We start from the raw sequence: 26,126 nt of genomic DNA, 5'->3' as shown, positions 1-26,126 counted from the left end.
GCCACCTCCAGGCCGTGCTCGACGTCGCGGCGCGCCTCCTTGAGCCGCTTGCGGAAGTAGCCGTAACCGGCCTCGTCGATCCATGGATAGTGGATCGGCCAGGTGTCGAGCCGGCTCTGGTGGGCCTTCGGGGCGAACAGCTCGGTCAACGAGGAGATCGCCCCCTCCTGCCAACTGGCACGGCGCACGAAGTTGACGTAGGCGTCCACCGCAAAGCGCACCCCCGGCAGCACATGCTCCTGGGACCACAGCTCGTCGCGGGTCAGGCCCACCGCCTCGCCCAGCGCCAGCCAGGCCTCGATGCCGCCGGCGTCGTCGTCGTGGCCGTCGTGGTCGAGCAGCCGCTGGATCCAGCGCCGACGGGTGGCGGCGTCGGGGCAGTTGGCCAGCAGCGCGGCGTCCTTCTGCGGAATCATCACCTGGTAGTAGAAGCGGTTGGCCACCCAGCCACGGATCTGTTCGGGCGTGGCGCGCCCCTCGGCCATGTCGACCTGGTAGGGGTGATGGATATGGTAGTAGTCACCCTTGGCCATCAGCGCCTCGCGGAAGGCCTCGGGCGGCAACGGAGCGACATCGGATGGCGTGGCGGCGATCGCACTCATGGCAGGCTCCCGTCGGTAGGATTCATAGCGTCAGACGCATGCCGTCGTAGGCGACCTCGATGCCGTGGGCATCGAGCGTGGCCCGCTCGGCGGAGGTCGTGTCGAGAATCGGGTTGGTATTGTTGATATGGATGAGGAGGCGGCGGGTGGCCGCGGGCAGGGCATCGAGCTCGGCGATCATGCCCCGCTCGCCGGCCAGCGCCAGGTGGCCCATCTCCGCCCCCGTCGACTGCCCGACCCCCAGCCGCTGCATCTCGTCGTCGTGCCACAGGGTGCCATCGACCAGTACGCAGTCGGCCCGACGCATGAAGCCGCGGACCTCATCGGTCAACCGGCCAAGCCCCGGGGCATAGAACAGCGTGGCGCCGCCGGCGGCGTCCTCGATGAACAGCCCGAGGTTATCGCCCGGGGTGGGCGAGCCGCGACGCGGCGAATAGGGCGGCGCATTGCTGTCCAGTGCCACCGCGGTGAAACGCAGCCCGGGGCAGCTCGGCACGGTGAACGCCGCCTGGCGATGCTCGCCGTCGAGCCGGATCGGCTGCCAGCGCAGCCCTCCCTGCCAGTGATGCAGCATCGGGAACAGCGGAAAACCGGTGCTCAGGTCATGATGTACGCCGGGCGTGCACCATACATCCAGCGGGCAGCCCTCGCGCAGCGACAGCAGCCCGGTGACGTGATCGATCTGGGCGTCCACCAGCAGTATCTCGACGATGCCGCTGTCGCGCAGCCCGCGGCGCGGATGCAATTCGGGAGTGGCGGCGAGCTGTGCACGGATGTCCGGCGAGGCATTGCACAGCAACCAGCGTTCGCCGTCGCTGCTGATCGCGATCGACGACTGGGTACGCGGCGTAACGGTCGGCTCGCCCTGCCGTGCGGCCCGACAGTTCGGGCAGTTGCAGTTCCACTGCGGCAAGCCGCCACCCGCCCCGGACCCCAGTACCAGAATCTGCATGCGTGATCTCCCGGTGGCGCGTGCTCGGTGAGGCCAGCGGGCCCGGCACGCGCCGTTCGGACGCACCCGGCCCGCCACGGCCCTCAGCGGTTGGCGATGTAGAGGGTCACCTCGAAGCCGAGGCGCAGGTCGGTATAGCTAGGCTTGGTCCACATGGGAAGGCTCCTGTGATGGGCGGATCGTCATTGGCAACTGCCAGGTACAGTTAAGCATCCTCGCCGCCAACGAAACCCGGTACTTTGGAAGGAGTCTGGCTCGTCCATTGGTGCCCGTGAAGATCGCGCACCCTGGCGGTTCACCCCACCGGACGAGGCGCATCATGCCGGTGGGTATGAGCGCCTCTGATACTTTGGGAGCCAGGAGGCAGAAGTTGACCTGTATCAAGGGCGAGGACGACACGGGGGGCCTACCTTTGGGTGACGGAGCCCGGAAGAGGCCCGAGTGACAAGAGGAGAGAGACCCGTGCCACCGCTCACGTCAACAAGCACTGCCCGCGCCTGCCCGACGGATGAACAACTTCGCCTCGCTCACGACCACGAGTACCGCGAGATGCAACGCTACCGCGGTCTCGCCCTGAGCTTTCTGCCCACACGTCCCCGAGTGAGCCGGCTGATGGCCGCCATCGGGGTCGAGTGCGAACAGCGCCTCGCCGCACTGGCGGCACTGGCCGACCACCTGCAACTGCGCCACTGCCTGCCGGTCGAACCGCCTCGTCGCTTTCGGCTGCCGGAAGCCCACCGGCTCCATCTCTTCATCGCCAACGATGCCATGGCCTGCCAGGCCCTGGGCTATGCCCTGGCCGCCGCCCACCACTCGCGTCAGTTCAGCGAACTGCTGGTGAGGTTCTGCCATACGGCGGAACTCGAGGCGCTGATCGAGCACTTCATCGAACAGAAGCGCAACGAATGCCGTCTGCTGGAAGAGGCCCAGGACTCCGCCTACGCGATCTCGGCCTGGGCCTGATCACCGGGACATCAAACGCAGACGCCCCCGGATCCTGGCGATCCGGGGGCGTCTCGTTGCAGCGGCCGGCGCTCAGACGCTGGCGCTCACCGCCACTGGGGCGGCGCCACGCTTGATCGCCGCGTAGCCCAGGCCGGTGACCAGGGAGCCGACCACGATGGCGGCGAGATACAGCAGCACCGGGGTGATGGCGTTGGGGATCAGCAGCACGAAGATGCCGCCGTGGGGCGCCATCAGCTTGGCCCCGACCAGCATGGAAAGGGCCCCGGTGATCGCGCCGCCGGCGATGCAGGCCGGGATCACCCGCAGCGGGTCCTTGGCGGCGAAGGGAATGGCCCCCTCGCTGATGAAGCACAAGCCGAGGACAAAGGACGCCTTGCCCGCCTCGCGCTCGGGCTCGGAGAACTTCGACTTGGCGACGAAGCTGGCGATGCCCATGCCGATCGCCGGGACCATGCCGGCGGCCATGATCGCCGCCATCGGCGCGTAGGTCTCGGAGGCCAGCAGGCCCACGCCGAAGGTGTAGGCGGCCTTGTTGACCGGCCCGCCCAGGTCGAAGCACATCATGGAGCCCAGCAGGATGCCCAGCAGCACGGCGTTGGCGGAACCCATGTTCTCGAGGAAGGTGGTCAGTGCCGAGAGGATACCCGCCACCGGCTCGCCCACCACGTAGATCATCACCAGGCCGGTCACCAGGCTCGCCACCAGCGGGATGATCAGGATCGGCTTGAGCGACTCGACGCTCGACGGCAGCTTGACGTGCTGGGCCACCGCCTTGGCCACGTAGCCGGCCAGGAAGCCGGCCAGGATGCCGCCGATGAAGCCGGCACCGATATTGGCCGCCAGCATGCCGCCGATCATGCCCGGGGCGATGCCGGGGCGGTCGGCGATGGAGTAGGCGATGTAGCCGGCCAGCACCGGGATCATCAGCGTGAAGGCGGTGCCGCCGCCGATCTGCATCAGCGCCGCGGCCAGCGTGCCCTCTTCCTGGAAGGCCTCGATGCCGAAGACGAAGGAGAGCGCGATCAACAGGCCGCCTGCGACCACCATGGGCAGCATGAACGACACCCCGGTGAGCAGGTGCTTGTAGACGCCCTTCTCCTTGACGCTCTTGCGCGCCTCGCCGCCGGACCTGGCCGGGGCACCGGCCTCCTCGACCTCGGCGTCTTGCAGGGCGGCTTCGATGGTCGGCCGCGGCTTCTTCAGGGCGTTACCGGTGGAGGTGCGGTAGATGCGCTTGCCGGCGAAGCGGGTCGGGTCGACCTCGATATCGCAGGCCAGGATCACCAGGTCCGCCGCGGCGATCTCCTCCTCGGTGAGCTGGTCCTGGGCCCCCACCGAGCCCTGGGTCTCCACGCGGATCGCATGCCCCAGCGCCTTGCCCGCCTCGCTCAGCGCCTCGGCGGCCATGAAGGTGTGCGCGACCCCCGTCGGGCAGGCGGTCACGGCGACGATCCTGCGGGCCCCACCGGCGACCGCCGGTGCGGCCGGGGCCTCATCGATGGGCGGCTGGAACTCGGTGGCCTCGCGGCTGGCCCGCTCGAGGAAGGCGCGCGGATCGGGCAGCGCCTGGTCGATGGCCGCGCGATAGAGCCGCTTGCCGGCAAAGCGCTGGGGCTCCGGCACATGATCGGCGGCCACCACCACCAGATCGGCGGCGGCGATGGCCTCGGCAGTGACCGGCGTGAGCGGTTGCAGCTCGCCGTGCATCTCCACGTGGGTCTGCCAGCCGAGTCGTTCGGCGGCCTGTTCGAGCCGGCGGGCGGCGAGGAAGGTGGTGGCCATGCCACTGGGGCAGGCGGTGATGATGATGGCGTTCATGCGAGTGCTCCCCCTGCGTCCACGTCGTTGAGACGCCGAACGCGGGTCTGTTGTTGGAGTTGAGGGAAATCCGGCGCGTGGGGATCGCCCACGCCCACGTGGCGAACCGCTTCGGCGGAGAGTGCCGTGGCCAGTCGCAGGACCTGCTCGGGCGGGTGGCCCGACAGCACCCCGTGCAACATGGCGGCGACCAGGGTGTCGCCGGCGCCCACGGTACTGGCCACGTCGAGGCGTGGCGGCAACGCCTGCCAGGCGCCACGACGGCTGACCCAGAGCACGCCCTCGGGGCCGGCGGAAAGCAGCGCCTCCTCCACCCCCGCGGCGTAGAGCCGCAACGCCGCCCGGAGCCGCGCCGGCGGCGACTCCAGTGGATGTCCGGCCCAACTGGCGAGTTCGTGCTCGTTGGGCTTGACCGCGGTGGGACGCGCCCCGATGGCGGCGGTCAGCGCCGCGCCGCTGGTATCGACCCAGACCGGCAGGCCGGCGCCCCGCAGGCGGGCGACCAGCTCGGCGAGGTCAGTGGGCGAGATGCCCGGCGGCAGGCTGCCGGCGATCACCACCGCCTGGGGCCGGCGCCCGGGATCGGCGGCGCGGCCGTCGAGCCAGTCGAGCAACTGCTGCCAGGCCTCGGCAGCGATGGCCGCACCGGGGCCGTTGATATCGGTGACCCGTCCGTCGGCCTCGGCGACCTTGGCGTTGATGCGGGTCTCCCCGGGCACCCGGATGAAGGCGTCTTCGGCCCCCAGGGCCTCGAAGGCGCGCAGGAAGAGGCCGTCGTTGTCGGCGCCGAGGAATCCCGAGACCGTGAGCTCATGGCCGAGGCTGGCCAGCACCCGGGCCACATTGACGCCCTTGCCGGCCGCCTCGAGGTGGGTCTCGCGGGTGCGGTTGACCGCGCCGGGCACCAGTCGATCCAGGCCCACCGACAGGTCCAGGGCAGGGTTGAGGGTCAAGGTGAGGATCCTGGCCATCAGCGCACCTCCAGGGCGTCGCGAACCGCCTCGCTGGTGGCCTGGGCCAGGGCCAGTGCCGCCTGGCCACGCGCCTCGGCGAGGTCGAACTCGCGCAGCCTCGCCTTGACCAGCGGTACCTGACGGGCACTCACCGAGAGCTCGTCGACGCCCAGGCCCACCAGTACCGGCACGGCGACGGCGTCACTGGCCAGCTCGCCGCACACCCCCACCCACTTGCCGTGGGCATGGGCGGCCGCGACGGTCATCTCGATCAGCCTGAGGACCGCCGGGTGCAGGCCGTCGGCCTGGGCGGAGAGTTCCGGGTGCCCCCGGTCGATGGCCAGGGTGTACTGGGTCAGGTCGTTGGTGCCCACCGAGAAGAAGTCCACCTCGGCGGCCAGGCTCGGCGCCAGCAGCGCCGCCGAGGGCACCTCGATCATCACCCCGAGCTGCACGTCGCTGGCGCGCTCGGCCTCGGGGATCTCGGCCAGCAGACGGTCAAAGATCGCCTTGGCGGCACGGAACTCGGCGAGATCCTTGACCATCGGCAGCATGATGCGCAGCGGCTTGCCCTGTCGTTCCAGGCCAGGGCCCGCCGCGGGCGCAGCCGCCATCAGCAGGGCACGCAGCTGGGTCTCGAGCACCTCGGGACGGGTCAATGCCAGGCGGATCCCGCGCAGGCCGAGGAAGGGGTTGTCCTCGCGGGGCACCGGCCAGTAGGGCAGCGGCTTGTCGCCGCCGACATCCAGGGTGCGCGCCACCAGCGGGCGGCCGTCCAGGGCCTCCAGCGCCTCACGGTATTCGTCGATCTGGGTGTCGAGATCCGGTGCCTGGGCGTGGGCCATGAACAGGAACTCGGTGCGCAGCAGGCCGATGCCCTCGGCGCCACGCTCGACGGCATCGCCGGCGTGGGCGGTGTTGCCCAGGTTGGCCGCCACCTCGACCCGGTGGCCGTCGCGGGTACGCGCCTCCTCGAAGCGGGCATCCCAGGCCTCGGCCTCGCGTCGCTGCCGCTCGACCAGGCGCGCTTCGGCGCGCTGCCGACGCTCGGCGGAGGGCGTCGGGGTGACCCGCCCGCGCTCGCCGTCGAGGATCAGCTCGGTACCGCTCTCGAGGGTCAGCACCCGCTGCCCGGCGCCGACCACGGCGGGAATGCCGAGTGCCCGGGCGAGAATGGCGCTGTGTGCCGTGGCCCCGCCACGGGCGGTGAGCAGGCCACGCACCCGGGAGGTATCGAGTCGCGCCACATCGGAGGGCCCGACGTCATCGGTCACCAGGATATAGGGGTGATCCGGCGGCTCGGGTGCCTCGACACGACAGAGAATGCCCAGCACCCGGCGGCCGACATCGCGCAGGTCGGCGGCACGCTCGGCCAGCAGGCGGTCGGCGAGCATCTCCTGAGCGTGGGCGGCGGTCTCGATGGCGCCCCACCAGGCGGCCTCGGCCGAACCGCCCTCGTCGATGCTCTCCCGCGCGGCCTGGTACAGCTCGGGGTCGCCCAGCATCTCCTCATGCATGGAGAGGATCTGCGCCACCTCACCGCCACGGGCCTGCTGCACCAGGGCCTCGAGCTGCTCGGCCCCTTCGCGGATCGCCTGCTCGAGGCGATGCACCTCGGCACCGGGATCCGACGCCCGCTCGGGATAGTCGAAGCGTGGCGTGCGCAGCACGAAGACCGGGGCGATGGCCAGGCCCGGCGAGGCGGCCACCGCGGTGTGGGGCGTATCGGCTGGCAACGGCTCCGGGGCCGGCACCGCCGCGTCCCGGGCGACGCGCTCGCGGCTCTCGTCGAAGGGCAGCACCCGCTCGCCGAGACCCTCGGCCACGGCGTTGCAGACCGCCTCCAGCGCCCGGTCGGCGCCCTCCCCCTCGGCGGAGAACACCAGTGGCTGACCACGCCGGGCGCCCAGGCCGATCACCTTGGTCAGGCTGGTGGCCGAGACCGCCTCGCCACCGCCCTCGGCGAGGCGCACGCGGATCGCCAGCCCCTGGGCACGCGCCACCTGCACCAGCTGCTTGGCCGGGCGGGCATGCAGGCCATGGGCGTTGAGTACTCGGGCGCGCCGGGTCGTGGCCACCGCGGATTCCCCGGCGAGCCGCGCCAGCACGGTGGCGACATCGGCCTCGCGCAGTTCGCCCGCCGCCCCGTTCTCCAGCAGGCCGAGGATGCGTTCCAGCAGACCGCGATGGGCATCTTCCCGGGCGGCCAGACAGAAGACCCCGGCCACCGCCTCGCCATCCTGCTCCAGGGTCGAGGCGGGAGTGGCCAGCGACAGCGCCGGCGTCTCGACGCCACGCTCGCTGCTGACCAGCCACAGCCCCTGGCCAAGCCCCAGGGGCGTGCGCGCGGCCACGGCGGCGACGAAGTCGTTGCCCACGCAGCCGGCCTGGCGCAGCCGGGCGGCGCCCGCCAGCGCCAGCTCGTGGGCGTCGCGGGCGGGAAAGCCGAGACAGAGGGTGTCGGCATCGAGACGCGCCTCGACCACCGCCTTCGACAGCAGCCCGGCGATCTCGCCGGCGGAGTCGGCGGCGGCCAGGCGTTCGGCCACCCCCTCGCGGTCCAGCACATGGGTCAGCTGACGCAGGATGTCCAGGTGCTCGTCGCTCTGGGCGGCGATGGTCACCAGGACATGGACACGGTTGCCGTCGTGCCACTCCACCCCGGCCGGAAACTGCAGCACGCGAACGCCGGTGCGGCGCACGTGCTGACGGCTCTCGGGAGTGCCGTGGGGAATGGCGATGGCGTTGCCGAGGAAGGTGGAGGACTGGGCCTCGCGGTCGAGCAGGCCATCATGGTAGCCGGGCGCGACCAGGCCGGCCCGACACAGGGCCTCGGCGGCTCGCTCCAGCGCCGTTCGCCAGTCGTCGGCTCGGCAGTCGAGCAGGATGTCTTCCTGGCGTAGGGTCAACATGGGGGGCTCCTGTACGCTGGGGTGACGTGGCGTCGATCGCCTGTCGCTCAACCTTCCGGGGCTTCCGGGAATCCTGTCGGCTGAATCGTGTCACCTACAATGATTTCAATGCTGGATCGATTCATACTATTTGGCAAGCTTCGATGTCTACGACTTTGGCAGGGGGCAGGATATCCGGCCCTTGGCTTAGAATGTCCACCGTCCCCAACAGAGGTTCCCATGACACTCGCTGAAATCGCCCACCTGGCCGGGGTCTCTCGCACCACGGCCAGTTATGTGATCAACGGCAAGGCCCAGGAGCGGCGCATCAGCCAGGAGACCGTCGACCGGGTGATGGCGGTGGTGCGTGAGCACCGCTACCGGGTCGACGCCCAGGCCGCCTCGCTGCGTCGCGGGACCAGCCGTATCCTGGGGCTGATCATTCCCGATCTGGAAAACGTCAGTTATGCACGACTGGCCAAGCGTCTGGAGCGCGGTGCCCGGGAGCGAGGCTACCAGCTGCTGATCGTCGGCTCCGACGACCGGCCGGAGAGCGAGCGGGAGCTGGCCCTGGCGCTGCGCGCCCAGCGCTGCGAGGTGCTGATCACCGCCAGTTGCCTGCCGATGGAGGATCCCTTCTATCGCGAGCTGATGGCCGATGGCCTGCCGGTGGTGGCGGTGGACCGCGGCTTCGATCCACGGCACTTCGCCAGCGTGGTCAGCAACGACCGGCAGGCCGCCGAACGATTGACCCGCTCGGTGCTCGATGACGACGTGAAACGTATCGCCTGGCTCGACGCCGTGCCGCAACTGTCGATCAGCCAGGAACGCCGCGCCGGCTTCCAGCAGGCGCTGGCCGGCAGCCGTGCCGAGGTGATCACCGCCGCGGCCGAGCGTTACGACCGCGTCGAGGGGGCACGACTGATGCGCGACCTGCTCGACCGCCACGGCCTGCCCGATGCCCTGGTCTCCGCCTCCTACACCCTGCTCGACGGGATCTTCGACGTGCTGCTGGAGGATGGCGGCCTGCCCCAGGCGCTGCGCCTGGCCACCTTCGGTGACAATCGCCTGCTCGACTTCCTGCCACTGCCGGTCAACTCGGCGGTACAGGACCACGATCGCATCGCCAGCGCAGCCCTGACCTGCGCCCTGGCGGCTACGCGAGGCGAATACCGCCCGGGGCAGCAGGTCATCGCGCGAACCCTCAGGTGGCGGCTGCCGGAACGCGCGGCCCCGGCCGGCTGACCCCTCTTCCGGCGACTCGCTCTCAGGCGGCGGGCGACCAGGCCTCCAGGGCCGAGAGCGTGGTCGTCAGGCAACCACGCAGGGCGCCCAGGACGCTATCGGCCTCCCCCAGCCGCCCGTCCCGGCCCATGTGCTCCAGGCGCAGGGAGAGGCCGGCGACCTTCACCGCTCCCAGGCTCGCCGACTCGCCCTTCAGCTGATGGGCCAGCCCCCGGACACGCTCCGCGGCATCCTCCGCCACGGCCTGCTCCAGCGCCGCCAGGCGGTCGATGGCCTGGTGACGGTATAGTGCCACCAGCGCGGCCAGGCCCTCTTTCCCGAGGTTCTCGCGCAGCGCCGCCAGCGTGGTCGGGTCGAGTAGCTGATCGGCGGAGACCGGCTCACTGGCCCCCTGCGGCCTGACGGGTGTCGTGCCGACATGCTTCAGGTGCCGGTGCAGTATCGCCACCAGGGCATCCTGGAACAGCGGCTTGGTCAGATAGCCGCTCATGCCCGCCGCCAGGCAGCGGGCCTGCTCGCCACCGGGACCTCCGGCCGTCATCGCCACGATCGGGACCTCGGCCGACCAGCCGCCGCGCTTGCGCAGGCGCCGGGTGACCTCCAGGCCATCCATGTCGGGCATCTGGACATCCATGAAGATCAGGTCGAAGCGCTCCCGGGCCACCCGCTCCAGGGCATCGGCGCCGCGCTCGACGACGCTGACCCGGCAGCCGAGGCGCTCGAGCATCGCCACCGCCACCTGCTGGTTCACCGGGTTGTCCTCGACCACCAGCAGGCGTGCCTCGTCGAGATGCATGGGGCACGGCGCCGACGCCTCGCCGACCACCCGCAGGGGCTCGACAGGCGCCGCCACCAGCGGCAGCGTGAACCAGAAACGGCTGCCCGTACCGGGCTCGCTCTCCACGCCGATCTGCCCGCCCATGGCCTCCACCAGACGGCGACAGATCGCCAGGCCAAGACCGGTGCCGCCGAAGTGACGCGCGGTGGAGGCATCTCCCTGCTGGAAGGGCTCGAACAGCCGAGCCAACTGGGCCGGCTCGATCCCGCAGCCGGAATCGATCACCTCGAAGCGAATCCGATCCGCCTCACAGGCCGACACCTCGAGCCTGATCTCGCCCTCGGAGGTGAACTTGACCGCGTTGGAGAGCAGGTTCAACAGCACCTGGCGCAGGCGGCCCGGGTCGCTGATCACCCGGGCCGGCAGCTCGGGATCCAGGCGGCTGACGAGTTGCACGCCACGGGCCTCGGCGCGGTGGCTAAACAGCGCCACCACGCCGTCGGCAAGCTCGGCGAGCTCCAGCGGACGAGCCTCCAGTTCCAGACGGCCGGCCTCGATCTTCGAGAAGTCGAGCAGGTCGTTGATCAGTTCCAGCAGCAGACCGGCGCTGTCGTGGATGGTGGCGGCATAGTGGCGGGCGCGCGCCTCGAGCGGCTGGTCGAGCAGCAGGTCGCTCATGCCGATCACCCCATTGAGCGGCGTGCGGATCTCGTGGCTGACCGTGGCGAGGAACTCCGACTTGGCCTGACTGGCCGATTCGGCACTGCGTGCGGTGGCCTCGAGTTCACGGCTCAGTGCCTCGAGAGTCCGTCGGGCGGCGGCGTTGTCGCGGGCCTCGCGGAACAGGAAGATCACCACTAGCAGCGCCGCGATGCTCATCGCCAGGATCAGCGCCAGCAGCAGCGCGTAGAGCGTCCGCAACTGCTCCCGCTCACGAGTGCTCGTATCGGCCAGGTGACCGTTGATGGCGATGATCAGCCGCTCGGTAGGACCGCCCAGGGCCTCGAGCTGCCGGTCCAGGGTGAGCCGGGCCTCGCTGTCCAGGCGCTCCACTCGCGCGATATCGGCATCCAGTGCCTCGAGGCGCCCCTCGATCTCGTCCACCAGGCGGCGGGCCACGGGGATGGTCTCGATCAGTTCGGTGATGTCCCCGCCGCGCAGCAGGGTGAGACGGCTGTAGAGCAGCTCGAAGTGCAGCTTCAGCTGCTCCAGGGTGGGGTCCGGCTGCGCCAGGTAGTTGCGCAGCTGCACCGTGTCGCGGTCGAGCTTGTAGGCGTGCCAGGCCGCGTCGCCCCCCACGCTCTGGGCCAGGCCGTCGTGTCGCCAGGAGACCAGCCCGACCACCACCAGGGCGGCGGCAAAGAACAGCAGTGCCGCCACGGCACCCAGCTTCAGACGCAGGGGATAGTGCATCGACGAGAGCATCCGGGGCTCAGCCCACCCGGGCGTCAGGGCACATGCAGGCGCCCCACCTGCCAGACCGAGCGGAAACGGATCGTCTCGGTGAGCAGTTCGGGATGGTCATCGAAAGGATAGAGCACGAACAGCGGCCCGAAGTCGCGGATGGCCATCTCCTCACCGTTGCGCGTCATGGCCAGGATGACGTCATAGTCGTACAGGTCGGAGACGGGAATCTCGGCTTCGTAATCGTTCAGCGCCCGGACCCGCACCTGATCCCCCTGGGCACCGGCGGCCTCCAGTACCGCTCTGAACAACGGGCCTTCGTAGCGACCCGGGCCTTTGTGCCAGGGCGTGCGCGTCTCTATCACCATCGGCGACAGGGTCATCAGCATGTCGCGGTCGAAATGCGCCTCAGCGCCCACGTTGGGATGGTCGATGTCACCGCTGACGGTCAGGATGACCTCCCCGGTGGGCGGTGGCAGTGAGGAGGCGACGGCCGGGAGCGAGGCCAGCAGGAGGATGACGATCAAGCCGAACGGGACACCCGGCGTGACTCTCTGATGCATGAAATCGATCCTGTACGAACAAGCGGATGCCGCCAAGACTACGCGATTGGCGGGCAAAGGTCAGGTGGACGTCCACGGCATGGGGCTGCGCTCAGGGAAGGGTCCCTTCCTCCGTGGGGGCCGGCTCGTGGATCGCTTCCAGGCCATCCAGGAAACGCTGCAGACGAGCGACGCGCACCTCGAGCACGGCATTGCGGTGCAACTGTCGCGACAGCGGAATCAGCTCGGGGTCGCCGAGCTCGGCCTCCTCGAGCTGGGCATGGTAGGCCATGACGAAGGCCAGGTCGGTGTCGCGGCTGTCCTGCCAGGCCTGGTCACTCGCCTCCAGCGCTTCCCGTGCCTCGCCACCGAGCACACTGGCCAGGCGCGCCGTGAGTCGCTCGACCTCGGCCCGCCACTGCGACTCGGCGGCCTCGGCACAGGCCAGCATCGCCTCGGGAAGCCACTCGCCCTCCTCCATGCAGCCATCGAGCTGATGCGCGATGGGGTGACTGGCCAGCGTAGACGGCATCTGGGTGCGCTCCGCGAGCACCGGCATGGCCAGCAGGCCGAGAGCCAACAGGCCCGAGAAACGGAGAGCGCAAGGCGAGGCGAGATACGGTAGGGGCATAGCGGCTTCCGACGGCACTGGAACGGCGGGGGCGATGAACGCCCCCCCCCCCGGCATAAGCCCGGCTGACAGGGCACGCGCCCTTCCGGCGCCGCTCCCGGTCGATCAGCTGTGCAGTTCCTCGGCTCCCTCCACCGGGTCGATACGCACCAGCTCCTCGTAGGCGTGCCAACTGGCATGCCCGAGCACCGGCAGGATCAAGGCCAGGCCGATATAGAAGGTCATCACCCCGACCAGCACGCATCCGGTGAGGATCGCGGCCCACAGCAGCATGGGGCGGAAGTTGCGAGCCACCGAGCGCACGCTCGCCTCGATGCCCTCCATGAACGTCAGGTCCTGGTCCATCAGGGTCGGAATCGCCACCACGCTGATGGTGAAGGCACCAAAGGCCAGGACGCCACCGATCACGGTTCCCACCGCGATCATGCCCAGCCCTTCGGGCGTGGTCAGCAGCGAGGCGTAGAGGGTCGTCGGGCTGGGCACCTCGAAGCCGAAGAAGAGAGCGAACAGCAGGGTTGCCAGGCGGATCCAGGCGAGGAAGAAGATCATCATCATCACGCCCATCATCGCCAACTGACCGGCGTGGGGACGCCAGGCACCGAAGGCGTCACCCAGGTGCGGGGCGCGATTGGCCTCCAGGGCCTTGCTGATGCCGTAGGACCCCACGGCGACCATCGGCCCCATGAACATGAAGCCGGCCACCAGCGGCAATAGCCAGTGCCAGAGATCGAGTGTCAGGGCCCCGGCGGTGATGGCGATACTCAGCCCCACCCAGAACATGCCATAGGCCAGACTGACAGCCGTGGCCTGGCGGAAATCCTCGAAACCCGCCGCCAACCAGGCCCGGGGCCGGTCCATGCCCACCGGGTTGATGGTGATCTTGACCCTGGGCGCTGCAGCCTTGTCGTGTGCTTTTGTCGGTGCCGCATTCATGGTTTCACCCCTGTATTCCGCCTAAACAGCTTACTTCGATCACGGCCCGTCGAGGTCGGGCCGCGGTCTGGCAACATCCGGCCTGCGCCGGGGTGCCGCCCTCTTCATTAGTACAGCTTCAATGTAGTTGACCGTGTGCAACTCTGCAGTCTCGCTGGCCAACGCAACGCGGCGCCGATTCGACGTGAACTCGGGATGTCGACCCGGCCGACGAGGCCTGGCCGGCGACTCGGCCTGCCACGAGGGGAACCCGGCGCTCGACCGAGCCGGCCGTTGTCGCTGCCGAGACGAAAACGCCCCCGACCTGCGACCGGGGGCATTGCGATTGCGGGGCAGGCGCCAGCGCTTACCTCACGATCATCACCGATATCTTCGTATGATGCACCACGTGCTCGGCATTCGGGCCGAGCACGTAATCGGCGAACTTGCGCTTGTTGTGGGAGGCCATGACGATCAGGTCGACCTCGAGCTTCTTCGCCGCCTTGATGATCGCCTCCCAGGGCGAACCGTCGACGATCACGCTCTGCGCCTCGATGTCATCCGGCACGTGCTCTTCGATGAACTTGTGCTGCGCCTCCGACAGCGCCTCGTGGGCCTTCTCGGCGAAGTCCTCGGGGAAGTAGGAGCCCACCAGCGGCATACGGTAGTCCGGCAGCACCGTCACCACATGCAGCGTGGCACCAAAGGTGCGGCAGAGGGTCAAGGCCGTGGGCAGCGCCTTGGTCCAGGACGCCTCCTCGTTGAGGTCCACCGGCAACAGGATCTTGCTATACATGACGCTCTCCTTCAGCTAGAGGCCGTGGCGGCCTGACGGTCACGTCGACGCCGCTGCAGCATGACCACCAAGGCGAAGACGCCCAGGGCCAGGATCCACATCCACTCCTTCGCCATGCGATCCACCGGCGTCTGCACCGCGAGGATCTCCTGGTCGAAGTCGAAGTTCAGGTCGTCGGCCGGACTGCCGAACTCGACCATGTCGACGATGGTGCGGTCCTCCTCGACAAACACTTCCAGGCCCAGATTGGCCAGCCGCTCCTCGCCATCCTCACCTTCCGGCACCGACACCAGCATGAAGGTTTCGAGCGGGTCGCCAAAATCGTCCTCGATGCGCATACGCAGCTTCAAGTCGGCGCCTACCTCCGCCTGGCCGAGGACCTCCTCGAACTGGCTGCCGGGCAGCGTCTCGTAGGGCGGATCGATACGGTCCATCCAGAAAGCGGGCCGGAACAGGGTGAAGGCCACCAGCAGCAGCAGGATACTCTCGTACCAGCGGTTGCGGGCGATCATGAACCCCTGGGTCGCCGCGGCGAAGATCAACATGGCGATGGTCGCCACCACGAAGACCAGGATGCCCTGCAGGAAGGTGACATCGATGAGCAGCAGGTCGGTGTTGAAGATGAACAGGAACGGCAACGCGGCGGTGCGCAGGCTGTAGTAGAAGGCCTGGAAGCCGGTGCGGATGGGGTCCCCTCCGGAAACCGCCGCCGCCGCGAACGACGCCAACCCTACCGGTGGCGTGACATCGGCCATGATGCCGAAATAGAACACGAACAGGTGCACGGCGATCAGCGGCACCAGCAGGCCGCTCTGCTCACCGAGCTGGACGATCACCGGCGCCAGCAGCGCCGATACCACGATGTAGTTGGCGGTGGTGGGCAACCCCATGCCGAGGATCAGGCTGAGCACCGCGGTGAACAGCAGGATCAGCAACAGGTTGCCCATGGAGAGGATCTCGACCACGTCGGCCAGTACCAGGCCCACGCCGGTCTGTGACACCGCCCCGACGATGATGCCGGCGGTGGCCGTGGCGATGCCGATGCCGATCATGTTGCGGGCACCGGTGACCAGGCCGTTCCACAAGTCGACGAAGCCTTCCTTGATGTCCTCGGCAATCCGGCTGTGGCCGCGGAACAGCGCGATGATCGGCCGCTGGGTGAGGAGGATGAAGATCATGAACACCGTGGCCCAGAAGGCCGAGAGTCCGGGCGACAGGCGCTCCACCATCAGGCACCAGACCAGTACGATCACCGGCAGGATATAGTGCAGCCCGACCATCACCGTGGGCCGGGTCTGGGGCAGCTTGACCACCGGCGAGTTGGGGTCGTCGAGCTCAAGCTCGGGATAGCCCGCCCCCAGGCGGATCAGCACCACGTAGACGACCACCAGTACGACACCCACTAGCCAGACAGTCGCCTCGCCGAGGAGCGGCTTGAGCCAGCCGAGACCATAGTAGACGGCGAAGGAGAGGCCCATCAGCAGCAGCAGGCCGGCCAGGAAACCGACTACCTTGTGCAGCCAGGGCTTGTAGGGATTGCTGGTGGGCAGCCCCTGCATGTCGGCCTTGAGGGCCTCGAGGTGAACGATATAGATCAACGCAATATAGGAGATCAGCGCCGGCAGGAAGGCGTGCTTGATGACCTCCACATAGGAGATGCCGATGAACTCGACCATCAGGAAGGCCGCGGCCCCCATCACCGGCGGCATGATCTGACCGTTGACCGAGGACGCCACCTCCACCGCCCCGGCCTTCTCGGCGGAAAACCCGACCCGCTTCATCATCGGAATGGTGAAGGTGCCGGTGGTGACCACGTTGGCGATGGAGGAACCGGAGATCAGGCCGGTCATGCCGGAGGCCACCACGGCGGCCTTGGCGGGACCGCCCTTGTAGTGCCCCAGCAGCGAGAAGGCCACCTTGATGAAGTAGTTGCCGGCCCCGGCCTTGTCGAGCAGGGCGCCGAACAGCACGAACAGGAACACGAAGCTGGTCGACACCCCCAGCGCGATACCGAACACCCCCTGGGTGGTCAGCCATTGGTGGTTGATCAGGCCGTAGAGGCTGACGCCACGGTGGGCGAGGATGCCCGGCATGTAGGGGCCAGCCAGGGAGTAGATGATGAAGATGGAGGCGACGATCATCAGCGGCGGCCCCAGGGCCCGGCGTGTCGCCTCCAGCAGCAGCAGGATGCCCGCCACGCCGACGATCACGTCCTGGAGGATGGGGGCCCCGGGCCGGGTGGAGAGCTCGGCGTAGAACAGGAAAATATAGGAAGCGCAGGCGGCGGCGGCCAGGGCCAGCACCCAGTCCTGCAGCGGGACGCGGTCGCGCGGCGAACGCTTGAGCGCCGGATAGGCGGTGTAGGCCAGGAACAGGGCGAAGGCCAGGTGGATCGAGCGCGCCTGGGTAGCATTTACGGCACCGAAGCCGAGAATGAAGGGCAGCGGTGAAGCGATCCACAACTGAAACAGCGACCAGGCCGCCGCCACACCGACGAGCAGCTTGCCCGGCATGCCCAATGGCTTGCGCGAGCCGCTGTCGGAGGAGGCGACCAGCTCTTCGAGCTCCGCATCGGAGGACGGGCGGGACGATGTCTCTTGGGTCATGGCGATGTCCTTGCGAAGAACCAGGAGCGAGCCCACTGACTCGACATCCTTCAGAACCAAGATGCGCGGCCTCCGCCGGGATGGCCGCGCATCACATCAACGAGGGAGAATCACGCCCCCAGGCGTATCATCACTCGTCCTCGTCCATCCAGCCACGCTCCACGTAGTAGCGCTTGGCACCGTCATGCAGCGGTGCGGAGAGCCCCTCGGAGATCATCTCTTCCTCGTTGAGGTTCTCGAAGGCCGGGTGCAGGCGCTTGAAGCGGTCGAAGTTCTCGAACACCGTCTTGACGGCCGCGTAGACCACGTCCTCGTCGACACTGGCGCTGCTCACCAGGGTGGCGGAGACGCCGAAGGTGTTGACGTCCTCGTCGTTGCCCTCGTAGAGGCCGCCCGGAATCACCGCCTTGGAGTAGTAGGGATACTCCTCGATCAGGGCGTCGATCTCCTCGCCGTCGATGGGCACCAGCCGCGAGTCCACGGTGGTGGTCGCCTCCTGGATGGAGCCGTTGGGGTGGCCCACCACATAGACCATGGCATCGATGTTGTTGTCGGACAGCGCGGCGGCCTGCTCGGCGGCCTCGAGCTCCTCGGCACGGGAGAAGCTACTCTTGTCCCAGCCCATTGCTCCCATCACCACTTCCATGGTGTTGCGCTGGCCGGAGCCCGGGTTACCGATATTGACCCGCTTGCCCTCGAGATCCCCGAGCGACTCGATGCCGGAATCGGCCCGTGCCAGCACGGTCAGCGGCTCACCGTGGATCTTGAACACCGCGCGCAGATCCTCGTAGGCCTCTCCTTCGAAGTTGCCGGTACCGTTGTAGGCCTGGTACTGGACGTCGGACTGGGCCACCCCCATGTCCAGCTCGCCGGACTTGATGCCGTTGATGTTGGCCACGGAGCCGCCGGTGGAGGGCGCGTTGCAGCGGATACCATGGTCATCGCTGCCGCGATTGACCAGGCGACAGACGGACTGGCCCACCACGTAGTAGACCCCGGTCTGGCCGCCGGTGCCGATGGTGATGAACTGCTCCTCATCCTGAGCCATGGCTGGCGCAGAGAACATCGCGGCACCCAGCAGTGCGCCGGAAAAGGCAGCAGCGGAGAAAGCGTGGCGTTTCATGAACACACCTCTTGACGTTGTGGACAAGCGTTTTTCGGTTGGCAGCCCGGTGAAGGTAACCGCCGACGGTTTGACCGCCCTCTTCTACTTTAGCGAAAAAAGCGCCTGCTTGATGAGACCTTTTTTACGGCATAGCCAAAGTCTAGTCCCCACCAACGTTTAGGGAACGTTAATTTTCCCAGCCCGAGGCTCGCCATCCCCGGGCAGACGCGGTCTCCCCACGCCTCTCAGGATGCCTTCATGATCAGCGCCTGCTTCTCGTCCTTCATGGCCGCGAACTCGGCCTCATAGAAGAACTCGCTCTCGCCGAGCGCCGGTTCCAGGTGGTTGAGCCAGGTGGCGGCCTCGTCGTACTTCGCGAAGAACGGACGCTGCACCCAGTCGCTGTCGCGGCCCTGGATAAAGCGCAGCACGAAGACCTTCTCGCCCTTGATCTCGGTGACGCCCTGGATCTCCACCTTGCCCGGGTCGGCGGACATGGAGGGCCCACGCGCCGTACGCGCCAGGCCCGGCACCTGCTTCATCGCCTCGCGGTAGAGCTCCCAGGCACGCACCAGCGGCACCTCGAAGTAGTGGCGGGCGCCGGTGTCGCGTTCGACGAACATGTAGTAGGGGATCATCCCCAGGCGCACCTGGGTGGTCCACATTCTGGCCCACTGTCCGGCATCGTCGTTGATGTGGCGGAGCAAGGGTGCCTGGGTACGGATCTCGGCCCCGGTGGCCCGGATGCGGCGGATCGCCTCGCGGCAGATGGGGGTGTCCATCTCCTTCCAGTGGTTGAAGTGCGCCATGAAGGCGACGTGCTTGCCCGCCTGCACCAGCTCACGGAACAGCTCTAGAACCTCTTCGGCGTCGGGGTCGGTGACGAAGCGATAGGGCCAGAAGGTCAGGCTCTTGGTACCGATGCGAATGTCCTGGACATGGTCCAGCTCCGCCGCCATCAGCCCCTCCAGGTACTGGCGCAGGTGCTTGGCCTTCATCACCATGGGGTCGCCGCCGGTCATCAGCAGGTCGGTGACCTCGGTGTGCTCGGCGAGGTAGCGATGCAGCGATGTCGCTTCGCTTGCGGCGAACTTCAGGTCCTTGTCGCCGACGAACTGCGCCCAGCGGAAGCAGAAGGTGCAATAGCTGTGGCAGACCTGCCCCTGGCTGGGGAAGAACAGCACCGTCTCGCGATACTTGTGCTGCATGCCGGGCAGCGGCTCGCCATCGAGCAGCGGCAGGTTGAGGTCCATCTGCCCCGCCGGATGGGGGTTGAGCTCACTGCGAATGCGCTCGATCACCGGCTTCATCTCGGCCGCCGTCGCCTTGCGGCGCATCAGCGCGGCGACCTCGTCGAAGTGCTCGGGCCTGAGCATGCCCCGCTGGGGAAAGGTGAGCTGGAAGACCGGATCCTCGGGGATATTGTTCCAGTCGATCAGCTCCTCGATCACGTAGTCGTTGACGCGAAACGGCAGCACCTGGCTGACGACCCGCATGTCGAAACGCAGGTCGTCAGGCAGGCCCTGAATCGCCTCGATCCTGTCCAGCTGGCGATGGGTGTAGACCTTGAACGGACGGGCCTCGAAGGCCTCGGCCTCGTGATTGCCGAGCTCGATGTTCACTCGCTGGTTCATGCCACCTCCTCCTCTTGGTAGTCTCGCACGGCTCGGGGAGACGCCTGCGCGACGGCTGAGCACAGCCGTGGCGCCGGTCGAGGACCGGCGCACCGTGAGTTGTTCTGGGGGTGGTCATTGGTACAGGCCTGGCCGGCGCCTTGCAAGTTTCTGCGCCGATTTGCAACGAATGTCGCGAAAAGGAAGACAAAACGCAACGAACCATTCATGACGGCGCGTCAGGGGAGGACCCCACGACCTTGATGCCCCGGCATCGTTGGCGCCAGACTGAAGCAACAGGTTCCACCGGGAGGAAGGAGACGATGAGCGCGACCCTCGAGTGCATCCAGGGCGATATCGCCCACCAGCCGGATATCGATGCCGTGGTCAATGCCGCCAATGCCGAGCTGCGCATCGGCGGGGGCGTGGCCGGGGCCCTGCACCGCGCCGCGGGTCCAGGCCTCGAGGAAGAGTGCCGGCCCCTGGCGCCCATCCAGCCCGGCCAGGCGGTGATCACCGGTGCCCACCGGCTACCCAACCGCCATGTGATCCACTGCCTGGGGCCGGTCTACGGGGTCGACGAACCCTCCGACGAGTTGCTCGCCGCCTGCTACCGCCAGGCCCTGCTGCTGGCCGAGCGTGAAGGCATCGCCTCGGTCGCCTTCCCGGCGATCTCCGCCGGCGCCTTCGGCTACCCCGCCACCGAGGCCGCCCGCCTCGCGCTTGCCACGGTGATCAGGACGCTCCCCGAGTGCCCCGGCATCGAGCGGGTGCGCTTCGTGTTGTTCGACGCCGCCAGCACCGAGCTGCACCAGCGCACCCTGCTGGCCTTGCAACAGGGGTAGGGGCTATACGTTGTAGCCGAGCACCCGCGGCAACCACAGCGCGATCCCGGGAAAGACCGCGACGAGCGCCAGGGCGCAGGCCATGGCCGCCACGAACAGCAGTGCCCAGCCCACGGTCTGCTCCAGGCGGATCCGGGCCACCTCGGTGGTCACCATCAGGTTGACCGCTACCGGTGGCGTGAACTGGCCGATGGCGATGTTCATCGCCAGCAGGATCCCGAACCACACCGGGTTCCACTCGAAATGCTGCATCACCGGGATCAGGATCGGCATCAGGATCAGGTAGATGGAGATGGCATCGAGCAGCATGCCGGCGGCGAGCACCGCGAGCATGATCAGGATCAGCAGCATCACGCCGTTGTCGGAGAGCCCGATGATCCACTCGGCCATGTCGCGGAAGGTGCCGAGCATGGTGCCGGCCCAGGCGAAGATGCCCGCCAGGGCGATGATCAGCATCACCACCCCGGAGATCACCGCCGCCTCGCCGAACAGCCCCCAGAGGTCCTTGAGCCCGATCTCGCGGGTCAGGAAGAGCCCCACCAGCACGCCGTAGGTCACCGCCACCACGGCGGCCTCGGTGGGCGTGAAGAGCCCCGAGCGCAGCCCGCCGAGGATCAGCACCGGAGCGAACAGCGCCGGCAGTGCCTGCTTGAAGCTCTCCCCCACCCTCGGCCGCTCGGCCCCCTCCAGCGGGGTACCGCCTTCCCAACCGAAGCGCTTCGAGACCAGTAGCGCCGGCACCAGCAGCGCCAGCCCGGCCAGGATGCCCGGAAAGAGCCCGGCGGCGAACAGTGCCCGCAGGTCGACACCCGGCACCACGATGGAGTAGAGAATCAAGGCCACCGACGGCGGAATCAGGATCGCCGTGGAGGCCGAGGCGGCGATCAGCGTGGCCGAGAAGGGCTTGGGATAACCGGCCCTGGTCATGCTCGGCAGCATCACCATGGCCACCGCCGCGGCGTCGGCCGGCCCCGAGCCGCTCATGCCGCCCATGATCATGCAGACCAGCACCGCCACCAGGGCGAGCCCGCCATGGCGCGGGCCGATCAGCGCCTGGGCGAAGCGCACCAGGCGCAGCGCCACCCCCGAGCGCTCGAAGACCAGCCCGGTAAGGATGAACAGCGGGATCGCGATCAACGGATACTTGGCGATGCTGTTGTAGGTGTTGGTGCCCAGCGTCGCCAGCATGCCGGGCGAGAGCCCCGCCACGATACCCACGGCACCGGCCAGCCCGAGCGAGAAGGCCACCGGCACCCCGGCGATCAAGAGCCCGGCAAAGGCCAGGATCATCCACAGGTCAGGGCTCATCCTCGAGCCTCCCGCTCAGGCGATCGAGGGTCTGCTGGGTCTGGCGCACCAGCATGGCCGCCGAGAGCACCGGCAGCCAGACGATATACCACCACTGGGGCAGCCCCAGCCCCGGCGACAACGACTCCCACTGGTACTCCTCCCAGGTCAGCCTGGCGCCGAACCAGGTGATCAGGCCCAGCACGATGGCACCGCAGAGCCATTGAAAGGCGATCAACGCCTTCCTCGGCGCCTCGGGCAGGGCCCGCTCCAGCAGACCGATACGGATATGGCCATTGCGCCGCAGCGCCACCGAGGCGCCGGCGAAGGTCAACACCACCAGCAGGAACACCGAGAACTCCTCGGTGAAGGCCAGGGAGCCGCCGGTGACATAGCGTGTCACCACATTGCCCAGGCTGATCAACGCGATGACCACCAGGGCCAGGGATGACAGCCAGCGCTCCGGGCGGGCATCGGGGGAAGCCTTCATGACCACCTCTCAAAGATGATGCCGCCCCTGCGAGCAGGGGCGGCATGGGGACGGCGCGACCCGCTCGGGCGTCAGCGTCCGTCGATGGCCGCCCGGGCCGCCTCGACGATCTCTTCGCCGATGCGCGGAATCCACTTGTCATGCACCTCGCGGGTCGCGTCGACGAAGGCCTGGTGCTGGTCGTCGGTCAGCTCGGTGACGTTGACGCCGCGCTCCTGAATGTCGGCCAGCCGCGCGCTCTCCTCCTCGCGGGTCATGGCGATCTCCCACTCCCCGGCCTCGACGGCGGTCTCGCGCAGGATCTCGCGGTCGGCCTCGTCCAGCGACTCCCAGACGCGCTGGTTCACGGCGAAGATCAGCGGGTCGTTCATGTAGTTCCACAGGGTCAGGTACTCCTGGCCCACCTGGTCGATACGCGCCACGTCGAACACCGAGAGCGGGTTCTCCTGGCCGTCCACCGCGCCGGTGGTCAGCGCCGGCTGGGCGTCGGTCCAGCTCATCTGGGTCGGGTCCGCGCCCAGGGCGTTGAAGGTGTCCTGGAACAGCGGCGAGCCGACCACGCGGATCTTCAGGCCGTCGAGGTCACCCGGCTCGCCGATCGGCCCACGGGAGTTGGAGAGCTGGCGGAAGCCGTTCTCGCCCCAGGCCAGCGGGACCACGCCACGGGACTCGATGGCTTCGAAGATCATCTCGCCGGCCTCGCCGCCGGTGACCGCATCCACCGCCGCCTCGTCGGGCATGAGGAAGGGCAACGAGAAGAGGTTGAGCTCCGGCACCTGGGGCGACCAGTTGATGGTCGAGCCCACGGCCATGTCGATCAGCCCCGAGCGCATGGCGGAGAATTCACGGGTCTGATCGCCGGCCACCAGCTGGGAGTTGGGGTAGACGCGCAGGGTCAGGCGGCCCTCGGTGCGCTCCTCGACCAGCTCGGCCCACTTCTCGGCCGCCTGCCCCCAGGGGAAGGCATCGGAGAGCACGGTGGAGACGGAGAGCTCGCGGGCCTGGGCGGAGAGCGAGGCGGTGAGCACGGCGGCGCCGGCCAGGGCCGCGGCCAGCTTGGCGAAATGGCGTGTCGACTTCATGGCGTGTCCTTGAATGGATGTGCCGGGCTTCACCACGGGGAGCCGGCTACTTCTTGGTATAAGAGGAATCGCGTAATTCCCCATTGCATTGTAAAGCGATATGCGTTGAAAGGAAGGCCGGGCATCATGCCGCTGCAGTGGCCGTACTCCCCCGGATGACCAGTTCATGGGGCAGCACCACATGCTGGATGTCGCGAGCTCGTTCCTCCAGGACATCGATCAGCATGGCGACCGCCTGCCGGCCGAAGGCTTCGGCCGGCTGGGCAATGGTGGTCAGCGGCGGATCGCTGTAGGAGGCGAAGGCGATATCGTCGAACCCCGCCACCGAGATATCCCCGGGCACCGACAGGCCGGCCTGCTTGATGCGACTGATGGCGCCGATGGCCATCTCGTCGCTCTCGCAGAAGATCGCGGTAGGCGGATCATCCCGTGTGATCAGCGTGCCGGCAGCCTCGTACCCCGACTGCGGCGTGAAGTCACCGGGGCACAGCAGGCTCTCGTCGAGGGCAATGCCGGCGGCCTCCAGGGCGTCGTGATAGCCCGCCTGGCGATCGCGGGTCAGCGGGCTGCGGCGCGGCCCCTTGATCATGCCGATGCGCCGATGCCCCAGACCGATCAGATGCTCGGTGACGGTCCGCGCCGCCTCGCGGTTATCGAGCCTGATGGTCAGGCAGGGAGCGTCGTCGAGCACCTCGCAGGCATTGACCATCGGCAGCGGTGCTCCCGGCGCGAAGGCGTCGGCGGGGAACGGATTACAGGCGCGCAGCTGGATGACGCCATCGGCCTGGCGGGTCGTCACCAGGCTCGCGTACATGGTCTCCGTTGCCTCGCGGCCGAGTGTGTTGCATAGCAGTACGCCATAGCCCCGTTGCTGTGCCTCCTCCTGAATCCCGCTGATGACCCGGGCGAAGAAGGTATTGGCGATGGTCGGTACCAGGACCACCAGGTTATGGGTGCGACGCGAGCGGAACTGGACCGCCATCAGGTTGGGCTTGTAGCCCGCTTCGTTGACGGCCTGCAGGACCCTGTCGCGGGTCGTCGGCGAGACGATGTCCGGCGACTTCAGGGTGCGCGACACCGTGGCGACGGAAACGCCCGCCAGCTCGGCGACCTTGCGGATATTGGTCATGGGTTCTCTGCCATCCGTTCACCGCCTTGCCTGCCCCGGGAAAGGCCTCAGCTTAGCGCATTCGAGCCGCGAACTCAGCGCGGTGCGCTGAGTTCGCGATGCGCACCGGCCAGCCTGTGCAAGACCTTCGTATGATTGACGCCCACTCCCGCACTCTCTAGCTTGAACAACCAATGTAACCGGTTACATCACGATTCAACAACCTCCCTTGTTTCCCACTCACAGCATTGGAGCTCGCGAATGCCCACCACTCCTCATACCCGCCTACGCCTGGGCATGGTCGGCGGCGGCCAAGGTGCCTTCATCGGCCGGGTGCATCGCCTGGCGGCGGCCCTGGACGGCGAGTTCGAACTGGTCTGCGGCGCCTTCAGCCGCATGCCGGACAACAACCAGCACAGCGGTGCCCAGTGCGGCCTGCCCCCCGAGCGGACCTACGCCGACTGGCAACAGCTGCTCGAAAGCGAGCGCCGGCGTCCGGCGGACCAGCGCATGCAGCTGCTGGTGATCGCCACCCCCAACCACCTGCACGTGCCCATCGCCGAGGCGGCCCTGCAGGCGGGCTTCCATGTGTTTTCGGAGAAACCCGCCGCGCTGTCGCTGCGCGAGGCCCAGCACCTGGCTCGCACCTGGCAGGCCAGCGGTCGCCTGTACGGCCTGGCGCATACCTACCTCGGCTATCCCATGGTGTGGCAGGCCCGGGAGATGGTGCGCGAGGGCCGGCTCGGCGCCCTGCGCAAGATGCACGTCGAGTACCCCCAGGGCTGGCTGGGCGAACGCCTGGAACACCAGGACAACAAACAGGCCGGCTGGCGCACCGACCCCGCCCAGGCCGGCGCCAGCGGCTGCATGGCCGATATCGGCACCCACGCCTTCGGTCTCGCCGAGTTCGTCTCGGGCCAGCGGATCGGCGAGCTGTGCGCCGCCCTGAGCAGCCACGCCGAGGGGCGTCGCCTGGACGACGACGGCGACGTGTTGCTGCGCACCGCCGAGGGCGCCACCGGCACCCTGATCGCCAGCCAGGTCAGCACCCGCGAGGAGAACGCCCTGAAGATTCGCCTCTACGGCGACCTGGGCGCGCTCGAGTGGCAGCAGATGGAACCCAACAGCCTGCTCCACCGCCCCCACCAGGCACCGATGCGCATCCTGCGTGCCGGCATCGACCAGCCCGAGCTCTGCCCGGCGGCCATGCAGCGGCTACGCCTGCCCGGCGGCCACCCGGAGGGCTACCTGGAAGCGCTGGGCAACCTCTACCGCGACTTCGCCGCCGCGATCCGCCGCGGCGACCAGGGGGACGTCGAGGGCGTGCCCGGCATGGCCTCGGGGCTGCGCGGCATGGCCTTCATCGAGGCCGTCATCGCCAGCCAGGCCAGCGAGCGGAAGTGGACGTCGCTGCCCGACACCGACTCGACAGGAGCCTGATTCATGCACCGCACGACACGCGGCATCCAGGGGCCGGCGATCTTCCTGGCCCAGTTCATC

22 protein-coding genes are annotated in these 26,126 nt (G+C 68.2%); 4 read left to right on the top strand and 18 right to left on the bottom strand.

Annotation, left to right across the window (positions count from 1 at the left end; genetic code table 11):
- The 3 genes from pqqC to pqqA all read right to left on the bottom strand — a co-directional run.
- The coding region (pqqC, locus tag QLQ85_RS20505; RefSeq protein WP_282740694.1) for a pyrroloquinoline-quinone synthase PqqC at positions 1-602 on the bottom strand (602 nt) is incomplete at its 3' end.
- Positions 603-624: 22 nt separating this feature from the next.
- Entirely contained in the window at positions 625-1,554 is a 930-nt protein-coding gene (pqqB, locus tag QLQ85_RS20500; protein ID WP_282740693.1) for a pyrroloquinoline quinone biosynthesis protein PqqB, read from the bottom strand.
- 83 nt (positions 1,555-1,637) lie between these two features.
- Complete coding sequence (gene pqqA, locus QLQ85_RS20495) at positions 1,638-1,709, bottom strand: pyrroloquinoline quinone precursor peptide PqqA (protein WP_102629406.1); 72 nt, start codon at positions 1,707-1,709, stop codon at positions 1,638-1,640.
- A gap of 394 nt (positions 1,710-2,103) precedes the next feature.
- On the opposite strand from pqqA, the gene QLQ85_RS20490 reads away from it, so the two are divergent.
- Positions 2,104-2,517, top strand: a complete 414-nt coding sequence (locus tag QLQ85_RS20490; protein ID WP_282740692.1) for a hypothetical protein — start codon at positions 2,104-2,106, stop codon at positions 2,515-2,517.
- Positions 2,518-2,589: 72 nt separating this feature from the next.
- On the opposite strand, the gene QLQ85_RS20485 is transcribed toward QLQ85_RS20490, so the two are convergent.
- The 3 genes from QLQ85_RS20485 to ptsP are packed head-to-tail and all read right to left on the bottom strand — an operon-like array spanning position 2,590 to position 8,203.
- Positions 2,590-4,338, bottom strand: a complete 1,749-nt coding sequence (locus tag QLQ85_RS20485) for a PTS fructose-like transporter subunit IIB (RefSeq protein ID WP_282740691.1) — start codon at positions 4,336-4,338, stop codon at positions 2,590-2,592.
- Complete coding sequence (gene pfkB, locus QLQ85_RS20480) at positions 4,335-5,309, bottom strand: 1-phosphofructokinase (RefSeq protein ID WP_282740690.1); 975 nt, start codon at positions 5,307-5,309, stop codon at positions 4,335-4,337. Before pfkB ends, QLQ85_RS20485 begins: the two co-directional genes overlap by 4 nt.
- On the bottom strand, positions 5,309-8,203 hold the full coding sequence (gene ptsP / locus QLQ85_RS20475) for a phosphoenolpyruvate--protein phosphotransferase (RefSeq protein WP_282740689.1): 2,895 nt from the start codon (positions 8,201-8,203) through the stop codon (positions 5,309-5,311). Before ptsP ends, pfkB begins: the two co-directional genes overlap by 1 nt.
- Positions 8,204-8,422: 219 nt before the next feature.
- Here ptsP and cra point away from each other — a divergent pair, with 219 nt between their 5' ends.
- On the top strand, positions 8,423-9,427 hold the full coding sequence (gene cra / locus QLQ85_RS20470) for a catabolite repressor/activator (protein WP_282721938.1): 1,005 nt from the start codon (positions 8,423-8,425) through the stop codon (positions 9,425-9,427).
- A gap of 22 nt (positions 9,428-9,449) precedes the next feature.
- Here the strand turns inward: cra and QLQ85_RS20465 are convergent, their stop codons facing one another.
- The 8 genes from QLQ85_RS20465 to QLQ85_RS20430 all read right to left on the bottom strand — a co-directional run bounded on the left by QLQ85_RS20465 (position 9,450) and on the right by QLQ85_RS20430 (position 19,835).
- A complete protein-coding gene (locus QLQ85_RS20465; protein ID WP_282740688.1) occupies positions 9,450-11,618 on the bottom strand; it encodes an ATP-binding protein in 2,169 nt (722 codons plus the stop codon).
- 35 nt (positions 11,619-11,653) lie between these two features.
- Positions 11,654-12,172 (bottom strand): molybdopterin-dependent oxidoreductase, encoded by a 519-nt coding sequence (locus QLQ85_RS20460; protein ID WP_282740687.1) that lies wholly within the window; start codon positions 12,170-12,172, stop codon positions 11,654-11,656.
- Positions 12,173-12,263: 91 nt separating this feature from the next.
- On the bottom strand, positions 12,264-12,782 hold the full coding sequence (locus QLQ85_RS20455; RefSeq protein WP_282740686.1) for a lysozyme inhibitor LprI family protein: 519 nt from the start codon (positions 12,780-12,782) through the stop codon (positions 12,264-12,266).
- 105 nt (positions 12,783-12,887) lie between these two features.
- Entirely contained in the window at positions 12,888-13,715 is an 828-nt protein-coding gene (locus QLQ85_RS20450) for a DUF2189 domain-containing protein (RefSeq protein ID WP_282721942.1), read from the bottom strand.
- Positions 13,716-14,061: 346 nt separating this feature from the next.
- Positions 14,062-14,490, bottom strand: coding sequence for a universal stress protein (locus QLQ85_RS20445; RefSeq protein ID WP_282721943.1), 429 nt, complete (start codon positions 14,488-14,490; stop codon positions 14,062-14,064).
- A gap of 11 nt (positions 14,491-14,501) precedes the next feature.
- Complete coding sequence (locus QLQ85_RS20440) at positions 14,502-17,096, bottom strand: TRAP transporter permease (protein WP_282740685.1); 2,595 nt, start codon at positions 17,094-17,096, stop codon at positions 14,502-14,504.
- 130 nt (positions 17,097-17,226) lie between these two features.
- A complete protein-coding gene (locus QLQ85_RS20435; protein WP_282740684.1) occupies positions 17,227-18,219 on the bottom strand; it encodes a TAXI family TRAP transporter solute-binding subunit in 993 nt (330 codons plus the stop codon).
- A 227-nt stretch (positions 18,220-18,446) separates the two neighbouring features.
- Entirely contained in the window at positions 18,447-19,835 is a 1,389-nt protein-coding gene (locus tag QLQ85_RS20430; RefSeq protein WP_282740683.1) for a KamA family radical SAM protein, read from the bottom strand.
- Positions 19,836-20,137: 302 nt separating this feature from the next.
- Between QLQ85_RS20430 and QLQ85_RS20425 the strand changes: the two genes are divergently transcribed.
- On the top strand, positions 20,138-20,659 hold the full coding sequence (locus QLQ85_RS20425; RefSeq protein ID WP_282740682.1) for a macro domain-containing protein: 522 nt from the start codon (positions 20,138-20,140) through the stop codon (positions 20,657-20,659).
- Positions 20,660-20,662: 3 nt separating this feature from the next.
- On the opposite strand, the gene QLQ85_RS20420 is transcribed toward QLQ85_RS20425, so the two are convergent.
- The 4 genes from QLQ85_RS20420 to QLQ85_RS20405 form a co-directional block, all read right to left on the bottom strand.
- Positions 20,663-21,967, bottom strand: a complete 1,305-nt coding sequence (locus tag QLQ85_RS20420) for a TRAP transporter large permease (RefSeq protein ID WP_282740681.1) — start codon at positions 21,965-21,967, stop codon at positions 20,663-20,665.
- Positions 21,957-22,436: a TRAP transporter small permease gene (locus QLQ85_RS20415; RefSeq protein WP_282740680.1), complete on the bottom strand. Its 480-nt coding sequence runs from the start codon at positions 22,434-22,436 to the stop codon at positions 21,957-21,959. The genes QLQ85_RS20420 and QLQ85_RS20415 overlap by 11 nt, the downstream gene beginning before the upstream one ends.
- Positions 22,437-22,507: 71 nt before the next feature.
- Positions 22,508-23,518: a DctP family TRAP transporter solute-binding subunit gene (locus QLQ85_RS20410; protein WP_282740679.1), complete on the bottom strand. Its 1,011-nt coding sequence runs from the start codon at positions 23,516-23,518 to the stop codon at positions 22,508-22,510.
- Positions 23,519-23,642: 124 nt separating this feature from the next.
- Positions 23,643-24,647, bottom strand: a complete 1,005-nt coding sequence (locus QLQ85_RS20405; RefSeq protein WP_282740678.1) for a LacI family DNA-binding transcriptional regulator — start codon at positions 24,645-24,647, stop codon at positions 23,643-23,645.
- Positions 24,648-24,887: 240 nt separating this feature from the next.
- On the opposite strand from QLQ85_RS20405, the gene QLQ85_RS20400 reads away from it, so the two are divergent.
- Positions 24,888-26,066 (top strand): Gfo/Idh/MocA family protein, encoded by a 1,179-nt coding sequence (locus tag QLQ85_RS20400; protein WP_282740677.1) that lies wholly within the window; start codon positions 24,888-24,890, stop codon positions 26,064-26,066.
- Positions 26,067-26,126: the final 60 nt, after the last annotated feature.

Origin of the sequence: Halomonas kalidii, assembly GCF_030010475.1 — a bacterium.
In the GTDB taxonomy this organism is placed as follows: domain Bacteria; phylum Pseudomonadota; class Gammaproteobacteria; order Pseudomonadales; family Halomonadaceae; genus Halomonas; species Halomonas heilongjiangensis.
This window is presented reverse-complemented; position numbering and strand designations above follow the sequence as displayed.